This is a genomic window from Burkholderia sp. Ax-1720 (genome assembly GCF_011753035.1).
Classification (GTDB): Bacteria; Pseudomonadota; Gammaproteobacteria; order Burkholderiales; family Burkholderiaceae; genus Burkholderia; species Burkholderia gladioli.
The window spans coordinates 61238-70859 of the sequence record NZ_VWWK01000021.1 but is presented as its reverse complement, the minus strand read 5'-3'; the positions used below and the strand labels follow the sequence as shown (position 1 = coordinate 70859).

Here is a 9622-nt window from a genome sequence, read left to right as displayed (position 1 = left end):
CGATGGCGCCGCGCCGCGCGTGGTGGCCGCCTGGGGCGCCCGCGGCCATGCGCGCGTGCATGCCGGCGCGGCGCTCGACGGCCGGTCGCTTACCCTTACTCAGGAGTGGTACATGTCCGACGAACTCGATTCGACACGCGCCGATATCGGCCTGGCGACGGATCGCCCCGACGAACCGATCGTGGTCGGCGCCATCGAGCTGCCCGTGCAGTTCGAGATCGATACCGTCGCGCTGCCGCTCGACCAGCTTTCCGCGCTCGGGCCGGGTTACGTCGTCGAGCTGCCGGTGCCCGCCGCCGACGCGCAGCTGCGCCTGGTGGTGCACGGCCAGACGGTTGGTTTCGGCGAGCTCGTGACGGTGGGCGAGCATCTCGGGGTCCGCATCATTCGCATGGCGCATCGGCATGGTTCAATTCAGTGACATTACCGGGCTGCTGCTGGTCGTCATCGCGATCAGCCTGCTGCCCTTCGTGGCGATGGTGGTCACCTCCTACGCGAAGATCGTGGTGGTGCTGGGCCTGCTGCGCAACGCGCTGGGCGTGCAGCAGGTGCCGCCCAACATGGTGCTGAACGGCATCGCGATCCTGGTGTCGATCTATGTGATGGCGCCGATCGGGATGCAGGCCTCGAAGGCGCTGGAGGGGCAGCAGCTCGCCTCGCAGCCGTCGCAGGCCTTGATACAGGCGTTCGGCGCGGCCAAGGAGCCGTTTCGGGCGTTTCTCGTGAAGCACACGGCGGAGCGGGAGAAGCGCTTCTTCCTGCGCTCGGCGGCGGTGGTCTGGCCCAAGGAGCAGGCGCAGCAGTTGAGCGAGAACGACCTGATCGTGCTGGCGCCCTCGTTCACGCTCTCCGAGCTGACCGATGCATTCAAGATCGGCTTCCTGCTGTATATCGCCTTCATCGTGGTGGACCTGATCATCGCCAACGTGCTGCTCGCGCTGGGCCTGAACCAGGTCACGCCGACCAACGTCGCGATTCCGTTCAAGCTGCTGCTGTTCGTGGTGATGGACGGCTGGTCGACGCTGATCCACGGTCTCGTGATGACCTACAAGTAAGGAGTCTCGGACATGGATGTCGATTCGCTGATCCGGTTTACCACGCAGGGCATGCTGCTGTGTCTCACGGTTTCGCTGCCGCCGGTGATCGTGGCGGCCGTGGTTGGGCTGGGGGTGTCGTTCGTGCAGGCGATCACGTCGCTGCAGGACCAGACCTTGCCGCAGGTGATCAAGCTGATCGCGGTGACCATCACCATCATCGTGGCGGCGCCGGTTTGCTGTGCGGCGGTGCTGCATTTTGCCAACCAGATGATGCGCACGGCCGTGCCGCTTTGATCGGGAGACGTGTTTCATGGCTTTGAATCGAACTCCCACCATTCGCTCGCAGACCACGGCGGCGGCGGATCAGCTGCGTCGCGCGGGGGATGCGCAGCAGAATGCGTCGGCGAAGGAAGGAGCCCGGCAGGCGCAGCGGGCGACCACCTATAACGGCACCTTGTTCACCAATACCAACCAGGCGCAGAACAACAACCAGGGTTCGAGGAAGTTCGCGAGCCTGCAGCGCAACAAGCGGCGGGCGAATGAACGGGCGCGGCGGAATTCGGCTCGGGGCGCGGGGGGCGATGACGAGGGTGGCGGGGACGTCAAGAACAACGACATGGATGCGCTGAACGGCGGCCGGGGCGGTGGCGGCGGCCGTGGAAGGGAACAGGAACAGCAGGACGATACGCAGATCGAGGCGGCGGGCGGCAACGGTGGCGCTGACGCCCAGGCGAGCGGCGGCGCGCGGCCGGCTTCGGCGCAGGCGGCGCCCACCAGCCATCTGGATGCGATTGCGGCGAAGTTCGAGACCGGGCATGAAATGCAGCGCGCGGAAGCGGTGCGCAATGCCTGGCATGAGTCGATTCGGCAGTTGTTCGAGACGGCGGGGAATAGCGAGGCCGGGCCCTGGAATGCGAGGTTGAGTGCGCTGATCGTCAATCTGCTGCAGATCGAGATGAAGATCGGGTCGGTTGGCGCGGGGGGGATTTCGGCGTTGAAGGACTTGGCTCAGCATGCCGGGAAAGGGATGGGGAGTGAGTCGTTTCACCATATCCTGCCATTGGCCATGCTCAGGGCTTCTTATCAGGCCGGGAAGGCTCGGCGCGAACGTGGCGGGGCGATTCAGCAGAGCGTTGGCGCGGGGATTGTGGCTCGGTCGAGGAAGAAGGCTTCGGGCGGGGATGGGGAGAAGTAAGTAGGTGGTAGTGCTTGCTCGAGGGGCGCCATTGCCGGGGGGATATGCCCGCCTGGCTTGGCGCCCCTTTCCAGTTGGAGCGGCGTGGTGACCGGCCGGCCCATCGCACTGGCCAGTGCAACTGATAGGCCGTCACTGGTCTCCTCGACCACCATGCGCTCATGGTTGATGTAACGCAGCCTCTTGGGCGCCAGAACCGGCATGCTCATCCACGGCGACAGCCCACAGAACCCTGGCCAGGCATCTAGCGGCTGCATCGTCCAGAATCAACAAATTCGTCGTCGCATCTGGACTAGTGGAGATCGCACCTTGCAGGTAATCCCATGAAAACCCTTCTTCTCATCGCCGCGTGGATTCCGGCTGTCGCCTTGGCGGCTCCGCCGAGATGCGAGAGTTGGCCGATCAACATGGGATTGGTACATCTAAAAAATGCCGGGATGACAGACCCGACCAAGCTCGACGAGTCCAGGACCAAGGCCAAACTGATCGCGTCGGAAAAGGTCGGCAAGGATTTGTACCGACAGGTTTACGACATCACGTATCGGGAACGCACCGGTAATACGATCGAAATCATCACATCCAGCGAAGCCTCGTCTGAAGAGTGCTCGATGAGCGGTGTCGACGTCTACGTCGTCTCCAGGAAGATCATCGGGCAGTAGCCACGATTCATCCGGGAGCGTTCACTTCTCCCGGAGGCGATCTCCCCACCTCACGATCCGCCCCATTCAGCGCCAATAGCCGAAGCTCGGTGACTCGCCCAGCCAGGCTGAACGACATCCATCCGCCCCGTTCTCGGCTATCGGCGCCTTGCCCATCTCCCCATTAGGGCAGATATATAATCAGCCACCAATTCAAGCGCTTAAGAGCAGTCATGGACTCACGCTGGCAGGAGTTGACGCCCGACGAACAGAGCGACACCCCGCTCTATCTCCAGTTGGCATCGCGAATCGAAGCCGCCATTCACGCCGGCAGTTGGTCCGCGGGGGAAGCACTGCCGTCCGAACGCAGCTTGTCCGAATACGTCGGCGTATCGCGCATCACCGCGCGCAAGGCCATCGCGGTGCTGGCCGAACAGGGTTTGATCCGCCGCGTTCGCGGCTCGGGCAGTTTCATCACGCCGCGCGCCAGCGGCCCGCTTTCTCGTGTGATCGGCTGGAGCGAAATGCTGGAGCAGCGTGGTTTCAAGCCGGAATCCGTCTGGCTGGATCGAGTCCTGCGCGTGGCGAATCGCGATGAATCCATGCGACTAGGCTTGATGCCCGGTGCGTCTGTCGCTTGCTTGCGCAGACTGCGACGCGCGGATGGCGCCGTGATGGCACTGGAGCAATCGGCGCTGCCCGTCGCGATCGTCCCGGATCCGTTGGCGATCGACAACTCGCTCTATCGCTATCTGGATGCTCGCGGGCAAACGGTGGTCTGTACCTCGCAGCATTTCCGCGCGGTGAACGCGGACGAGGAGGTGGCCAGCTTGATGGGCGTTGCGCCGCAAACCGCGTTGTTGGTGATCACGCGAATCGGATACTCGGCGGACCAGCGCGCGATCGAATTGACCGATACTTATTGTCGGGAGGATTACTACGACTTTGTGGCGGATTTGAAGGAGGTCTGATTCAGAATCGGCGATTCATTGCTTCACAGGTAACGCTCAATACAACACCCGTCACTGTCGCCTGACGAGCCGGATAACAAGCCGATTGATCGCCCACATCACGACACCGCCCCCGGCGATGCTCGCGAACAAGAAGAGAAAGAAACCGATCGGCTCGACATCGTCCGCGTGCGCGATCACATCCATCCCGAGCATGTCCATCGCTGACTCGATCCACCAGGCTATCGGCGTCTCGATCGGCAACTGCATGAACCATTTCGTGAACAGCAGGCCAATCGCGACCGCACCGATCACGTTCAGCGCATGTCGTCCGAACTTCATCACTTCACCTCAATGAAACCGTAGGCTTTCGTGTCGCTGCCAGGAATCGGCACTGTCACTCCCTGCGCTCGAATATAGGCTGAGATACGGTCGAAGTCGTTCTGGTCCTGTATTGCTATACATCCTTGGCTACGGCCGAAACGACCATTCGGGTGGAGGCGAAACGCACCGCGACGAGCACCGTTGAAGACTGTCGTGTCGCCGACTCTACCGTCATCCCGATAAAGCGCGAACCATTTATTTCGATCGGTACCGTAGAAATTTGCACGTGCAAAGTCGTAAAGCCAACCCAGCCGCCCACCTGATTGCCTATCAACAATGTAGTAACGCCCTGGCGGAAGCGGCCCCAACCTGGATTTCGCGGTCGATCCGGGCATGTTGCGATGACCGGGCATACCACTGAACGCCGGCACCGTACTCCAACCCATGCATGTCAGCCCGGACATCGGTTTGCCATTCAAGATGAAAGTGCAGATCGCCGCCATGAAAAGTCCCCCTCGGTTGCAATCCCGAGACGCTATCAATGGCACGTCGCCCACTCAGCCGAAACTCCCCGTCAAGCCCCCAAACGCGACAACGTTACGCACAAAACGCGTTGCGCTGGCTTGGATAACTTTGGGCTGCTCCAACTCGCAGCGCCATAGCGCCGCGGACTGCGCGGTGTGCCTCGGCTACCCGGGCAAACCACCCCGCACAACCGAATCACCGCCCATATCACCGACAACTACATTTCCTCAGGACGCGTTCATCCATCTCTCCGCCTGTCGCAATCGATCATTGGCTGTGTTCCAAGGTAGATGCCCTCAATCCGCTATCGGCAGTCTGGGACGAGCGGACGAGCAACGTAATTTCGTGGTTCATCGAATCTACGCCATACAGAATATTTCGTTTAACTTCGCGATGTCTGAACTAGACGGACGACATTGGAATCATCGTTTCGGTCGAATCATTCAAGCTCGATGTGCTTATTCAAGCGACGAAATCAACTGAGCTCCGCACTCCGTCAGATCGTCGTGAAAAGCCACGCGCGCGCCGTGGTGGCGCCGAGTATTGCCTTGCGGAACGATCCGGAACTGCCCGCCGCACTTTGGACATTCCGTCAGATGCCCCTCGAGGGCAACAGGAACACCCAACGCAGTTAGATCGTCACTCGCAGTGATGACTTCGCCACCGTGAGTGGTCTTGTCATGCAAGCGAACGACGCCACGCCCGTTTTCGTCTCTCATCAGGCTCTCCGTTGTATTGACATGCCGCTGGAACCTGCCCGACCCACCATCAAGTCAACCGTCGCTCTTTGGCGCGACGCCGCTAAACGTCTTCGGATGCCGAGCATCGACGCAGATTCGGTTCCAGCCGGAAAATTCGAAAACGGTTGCATATCGTCCCCCGTTGCCTTCATCGAGAATGCCGTAAGTCAGATCGGGCTTCTCCAAGGTGAGCGGGCCGTAGTCAGCAAGCGCGGGATCTTCCGAGTGCGCCACGTAGATGAAACGCACCCGTACGTGTTTTCCTTCTGGTTCTTCGTAGGCGACATATCCGCAAACGAACGTGCGTTTATAGTCGGGCGTTGAACTTACCCCATGCAAATCCGGAGTGATTTCATACAAATCTGAAAATTCGATGTTCTTGTCGTGGCTCAACGCCGACTCGACCGCCTCTTTCGCAGCATCGTATTTCGCAAATGCGCTCGACGTGTAGCTGCCGCACAAGACAAGCGCGACGAACAAGCTCACGACGAAGTTTTTTTTCATGCGATGGCTCCTGGCGAATGGTTCATGCTAACTCCGCACCGTCGCGTGCTTAGCTTTAGGACTAGGGTTGTCGAGCCAGGATGCTGCGTTCGCTCTCCCATCGGGTTCACCTACCCAGCCTTCTGCCTTCGTCTTCGGATCATCAGGATACTCACCGCGCTGCTGCGCCAATACCGTGTCCCCCCAACCAACCGGCGTTCCAGCCCGAGGCTCTGCGTAAGGATCGTCGGGTGCAACTACGGAAATTTTCTCGATCTGGCCAGGCCAGACCGGATTGCGGCACGTCATGTTCGCGAAGACCCGCATGACGGTGAACACCAAAATCAACGGCATCATCAGCAAGCGAATGACCACGGGGGCGCGCATCCCGAAGCTATATAGAGAAAACAAAAACGACTCGCGTAGCGTCTCGTGTTGTGTATGGAACAGCATGGGCTTCGGCAAACCATTGGGGCCTGCATTCATGTACATGCACCAGTAGTTCCATTGCGCGAGCGCCATTTCGACTTGCCGCCGGCCAGTCCACTCCCGGCCAATCGAGAACACGCGGGTGACATTACCGTGCTCATCAACCGTGTAGTGACGAATGTGGAAGATCGTGCCCCACGACGTGTTCTCGCGATGCAAACAGAAGATCGAGTCCTCCGTCCAAGGGGCTTCCCAGACAACATCGCCATCGCCAGGCTTCAAGGAAAAGCGACGTGCACGTATGGAAAAAAGCTTGCGCGATTCGCGATGAAAGCGGATGGGGCGATAGCGCAGACCAAAAAAGAGACCTCGCCCAAGCTTCCAGACGATCGCACCAAATAGCATCACGGGAACAGCAGCCACGCAATTAAACACAAACATCCAAAATGGCGGAGCCGGATCGGCGTGCGTCATCAAGTAAATGTACGGTCCAATTCCAATTCCGAGAATCGCCACCATGATCCCCGTGATAAACCACTGCTTCTCAAGAAATGATGGCTCAATCACATCCATGTAGACCGAATTGATGCAAAACGTCGAACCGAAATCTTGTGCATCTGGGCCGACGAATCGGTTGATCGACAAGCGATGCGCCAAGTCCCATTCAGGCACCGGCTTGCCGACGCATTTCTTCATCACACGTTCATCCATGTGTCAGCCTCCCGCCGCAGAGTTAAATGCATTGAGTTCGGCCTCCAGCGAATCATAGTGCTCTCCCTTACTGAATTTGCAACGCGAGACCCAGTCCTTAAGAGCGGATGCCTTGAAAATCGCAATTGCAACACCCACAAGAATGGAAATAATCAGAGCTGGCCAGAACAGCGGAAGGCTAAAAAATGCAGCGACAGCAACATAAACCCCCAAAGCCCCGCTCAGAGCATAAAGGGTAGCTAGCCGGTAGTCCTTGTTTGTGTATGCTTCGGGCATATTCTTGAAAATGTCATACCCCGCCAGCACGATCCCTGCGACAGCCCCAACACCACGCCCAATCTTCGCCCCGAGCTCGGCCCATTCACTCGCACCCGCCCACTGCTTCATGATGAACGCCGACAGAGGATGAGCCGGCGCCTTCAGCACGGTTTCCGACGTAGTCTCAATCACCGTCCCGACAATCGAAACCACCGCCCCAACCGCCTTCAAACCAGTCTCCCCTTGATTGAACTGATCGCTACCGGCCCAATCCTTCGCAGCGAAGGTCAACGTCGCCATCTGGAAGATCACGGTCACGACGCCCAGATTGAACTCCCGCGCCGAGCCAAGCCACTTCTTGGCGGTATCCACACCCGGAACCCTCACCGCCTTGATCGCGCTGGCCTCCAGTTTCCCGTCCTTGACCAGCGCGTCGACATCCATCTCATAAGCAACGACATTCGGATCGCCAGGCGGCGCCGCCTTGATGACCTGCTTCCCGACTTGAGTGGCAGCCGAACGCTGCTCGGTTCGATCTCCATCCAGCTTGACGCCCAACTCGCGAGCTTGCTGCAAGGCCCAGTCACGAATCGCCAGCTTGCTGACTTGCGACGGCTTGATCCTGACGCCGGACTGTATCGCCAACCGAATGGTCACATAGGCCAGCGCGGCGCCTCGCGAAGTTCTCGTGAGCACGCTGACGATCTGATTGGCCGTGGTCACGATGAGTCGGTCGCGCAGATTGGCGGCATTGCCAAGATCCTTCACCTTGTCGAACGCCTGCTTGTACAGATTGAGGAAGTTCTCATACTGGATATCCGAGCCATGCACTTGCGCATCCGCTGCCTTCATCAAGTCATCCTGATTGAACATCAGCGCACGCGCATAGACGTTGCGAATATTCGACGCCTGGCCGCTCAGCCAATCGTCGAGCACCTTGATACAAGCCTCCGTTCCAGCCGCCGCACCGATTGCCTGGGCGCAGGACTCGCTGTACGCGTAGCCGCTGCGCAGGTCATGAGGGTCATGAACGCCAGCCATCCACTCGGCAAGCAGCTGTGAATGAAGCCAATCGGCATGCGCTTGCACGAGCGGCTGCCACCTCGGCTTGAAGGCGTCGAGCGCTTGTTGATATTCCTGAGGAAACCGCTTCAACGCATCTTCGTCGAGCACGCTGGTTCGCTTTCCATCGGGGCCGATCTTGTAGGCGGCCTCCTCCCACGCATCGTTCGCCGCACTTTCCTGCGTCGCCGCAACGTTCTGCGTCTTCTGATCTTCTTCCTTCAACGCCTGATCCAGGCTCCCCGTCTTGATCCAGGTGCGGACCACGTGGAAAAAACCGACCGCGTCCGGTGCAAGTGGGGCGCCAGCCTTCATATTGGCGGCGTTTGCGTCCGCGATGGTCTTCGAGACGCCATAGGTCAGCCCGGTCACCGCCTTGGCGTTCCCCCGAATGCCAGCCTCGGCACGCCCGATCAACTGCGCCGATGTCCATTTCCAGTAGATCTGCTCATCAAAACCGTTGTTCAGGTTCGGCACTGTCAATTCGGCAAGATCGTTGGTCAAACCGACGGGATCGTTGACTGCGATCACAAATCCTTTTTTGTTCGGCGACTCGGCCATCGCGTCGGCGATTCGTTTGGCCACGTTGCGTTGCCGCAAGCGAATTTCATCCTTGGCCACGCGGTTGCTGAAGCCGAATGCGGCTTTCATGGCATCGGCATCCATCGCGAAATGGGCAATCCTGCCTTGCGACGCCTGGAATTCAGCGGTATCGGTTGCACCGCCGCCCATCATCGCGGGAACGCTGATGCACTGCATGTGCAGCTTGCGCCAGGCCGCATCCTTGATTTTGTTGAACACGAGGTCCTTGGTCCATCGTACGTTCGACCAACCGATCCAGAGATTGCCCGCTTCGTCGCTTCCGGGCGTGTGTTCAATGCTGACGCAACGCCCTAGCGATTCGAAAGCCACATCTCCACGCCTGAGACAACCCTGCGTCTGCCCACCCTCCGCGTCAGGTGGCGGCGGCGTCACATCCGGACGAAAGCTCCACAGAATGCCGTCGTCGAGCACCATGTAGGCGCTCAGCTTATTCCGTTTCTCGTCGTACGTGTACAGATATCCGGGGCGTACCGCGCGCAGCGTGTACTTGGCCGTGCCAATCGATTGCGGCGCGCGGCCATCAATCCGGAAATTGCCGGACAGGCCCGGCGCCTTGGCCGCGCCGCGCGGGCAGGCAATGGCATATCTCACGGGGTAGATCAGCAGCGACTGGCGATCGCATAGTGGACAGCCTTTGTGGGTCTGCATGGGTTGATCCTCGACATTC

12 protein-coding genes are annotated in these 9622 nt (G+C 59.6%); 6 read left to right on the top strand and 6 right to left on the bottom strand.

Going from position 1 to position 9622, the window contains the following annotated elements:
• The 6 genes from sctQ to F3J18_RS09715 all read left to right on the top strand — a co-directional run.
• Positions 1 to 421 (top strand): type III secretion system cytoplasmic ring protein SctQ (gene sctQ, locus F3J18_RS09740; protein ID WP_166912678.1); only part of this gene is annotated, 421 nt, incomplete at its 5' end.
• The gene (sctR, locus tag F3J18_RS09735; protein WP_013689081.1) at positions 405 to 1055 is read left to right on the top strand and encodes a type III secretion system export apparatus subunit SctR; all 651 of its coding nucleotides are present in this window, start codon (positions 405 to 407) and stop codon (positions 1053 to 1055) included. The genes sctQ and sctR, both read left to right, overlap by 17 nt.
• A gap of 12 nt (positions 1056 to 1067) precedes the next feature.
• The gene (gene sctS / locus F3J18_RS09730) at positions 1068 to 1331 is read left to right on the top strand and encodes a type III secretion system export apparatus subunit SctS (protein ID WP_013689080.1); all 264 of its coding nucleotides are present in this window, start codon (positions 1068 to 1070) and stop codon (positions 1329 to 1331) included.
• Between the two features lie 16 nt (positions 1332 to 1347).
• On the top strand, positions 1348 to 2232 hold the full coding sequence (locus F3J18_RS09725) for a hypothetical protein (RefSeq protein ID WP_025097500.1): 885 nt from the start codon (positions 1348 to 1350) through the stop codon (positions 2230 to 2232).
• Between the two features lie 323 nt (positions 2233 to 2555).
• Complete coding sequence (locus tag F3J18_RS09720; RefSeq protein WP_160639685.1) at positions 2556 to 2891, top strand: hypothetical protein; 336 nt, start codon at positions 2556 to 2558, stop codon at positions 2889 to 2891.
• A gap of 212 nt (positions 2892 to 3103) precedes the next feature.
• Positions 3104 to 3841, top strand: a complete 738-nt coding sequence (locus tag F3J18_RS09715; RefSeq protein ID WP_166912677.1) for a GntR family transcriptional regulator — start codon at positions 3104 to 3106, stop codon at positions 3839 to 3841.
• Between the two features lie 51 nt (positions 3842 to 3892).
• Here the strand turns inward: F3J18_RS09715 and F3J18_RS09710 are convergent, their stop codons facing one another.
• From F3J18_RS09710 to F3J18_RS09685, 6 genes are all read right to left on the bottom strand, one after another.
• A complete protein-coding gene (locus tag F3J18_RS09710; RefSeq protein WP_166912676.1) occupies positions 3893 to 4162 on the bottom strand; it encodes a hypothetical protein in 270 nt (89 codons plus the stop codon).
• Positions 4162 to 4647: a DUF2778 domain-containing protein gene (locus F3J18_RS09705; RefSeq protein ID WP_166912675.1), complete on the bottom strand. Its 486-nt coding sequence runs from the start codon at positions 4645 to 4647 to the stop codon at positions 4162 to 4164. The genes F3J18_RS09710 and F3J18_RS09705 overlap by 1 nt, the downstream gene beginning before the upstream one ends.
• 480 nt (positions 4648 to 5127) lie before the next feature.
• A complete protein-coding gene (locus F3J18_RS09700) occupies positions 5128 to 5388 on the bottom strand; it encodes a PAAR domain-containing protein (protein ID WP_084152423.1) in 261 nt (86 codons plus the stop codon).
• 54 nt (positions 5389 to 5442) lie between these two features.
• Entirely contained in the window at positions 5443 to 5913 is a 471-nt protein-coding gene (locus F3J18_RS09695; RefSeq protein ID WP_152554317.1) for a hypothetical protein, read from the bottom strand.
• A gap of 27 nt (positions 5914 to 5940) precedes the next feature.
• On the bottom strand, positions 5941 to 7032 hold the full coding sequence (locus F3J18_RS09690) for a DUF6708 domain-containing protein (RefSeq protein WP_166912674.1): 1092 nt from the start codon (positions 7030 to 7032) through the stop codon (positions 5941 to 5943).
• 3 nt (positions 7033 to 7035) lie between these two features.
• Positions 7036 to 9603, bottom strand: coding sequence for a T6SS effector BTH_I2691 family protein (locus tag F3J18_RS09685; RefSeq protein WP_166912673.1), 2568 nt, complete (start codon positions 9601 to 9603; stop codon positions 7036 to 7038).
• Positions 9604 to 9622: the final 19 nt, after the last annotated feature.

Excerpts from the sequence above, each read along its gene's own strand:
- F3J18_RS09690 (WP_166912674.1), bottom strand. The coding sequence starts at position 7,032 with ATGGATGAACGTGTGATGAAGAAATGCGTCGGCAAGCCGGTGCCTGAA.
- sctR (WP_013689081.1), top strand. The coding sequence starts at position 405 with ATGGTTCAATTCAGTGACATTACCGGGCTGCTGCTGGTCGTCATCGCG.
- F3J18_RS09685 (WP_166912673.1), bottom strand. The coding sequence starts at position 9,603 with ATGCAGACCCACAAAGGCTGTCCACTATGCGATCGCCAGTCGCTGCTG.
- F3J18_RS09710 (WP_166912676.1), bottom strand. The coding sequence starts at position 4,162 with ATGAAGTTCGGACGACATGCGCTGAACGTGATCGGTGCGGTCGCGATT.
- F3J18_RS09715 (WP_166912677.1), top strand. The coding sequence starts at position 3,104 with ATGGACTCACGCTGGCAGGAGTTGACGCCCGACGAACAGAGCGACACC.
- F3J18_RS09705 (WP_166912675.1), bottom strand. The coding sequence starts at position 4,647 with ATGGCGGCGATCTGCACTTTCATCTTGAATGGCAAACCGATGTCCGGG.
- F3J18_RS09695 (WP_152554317.1), bottom strand. The coding sequence starts at position 5,913 with ATGAAAAAAAACTTCGTCGTGAGCTTGTTCGTCGCGCTTGTCTTGTGC.
- F3J18_RS09720 (WP_160639685.1), top strand. The coding sequence starts at position 2,556 with ATGAAAACCCTTCTTCTCATCGCCGCGTGGATTCCGGCTGTCGCCTTG.
- sctS (WP_013689080.1), top strand. The coding sequence starts at position 1,068 with ATGGATGTCGATTCGCTGATCCGGTTTACCACGCAGGGCATGCTGCTG.
- F3J18_RS09725 (WP_025097500.1), top strand. The coding sequence starts at position 1,348 with ATGGCTTTGAATCGAACTCCCACCATTCGCTCGCAGACCACGGCGGCG.
- F3J18_RS09700 (WP_084152423.1), bottom strand. The coding sequence starts at position 5,388 with ATGAGAGACGAAAACGGGCGTGGCGTCGTTCGCTTGCATGACAAGACC.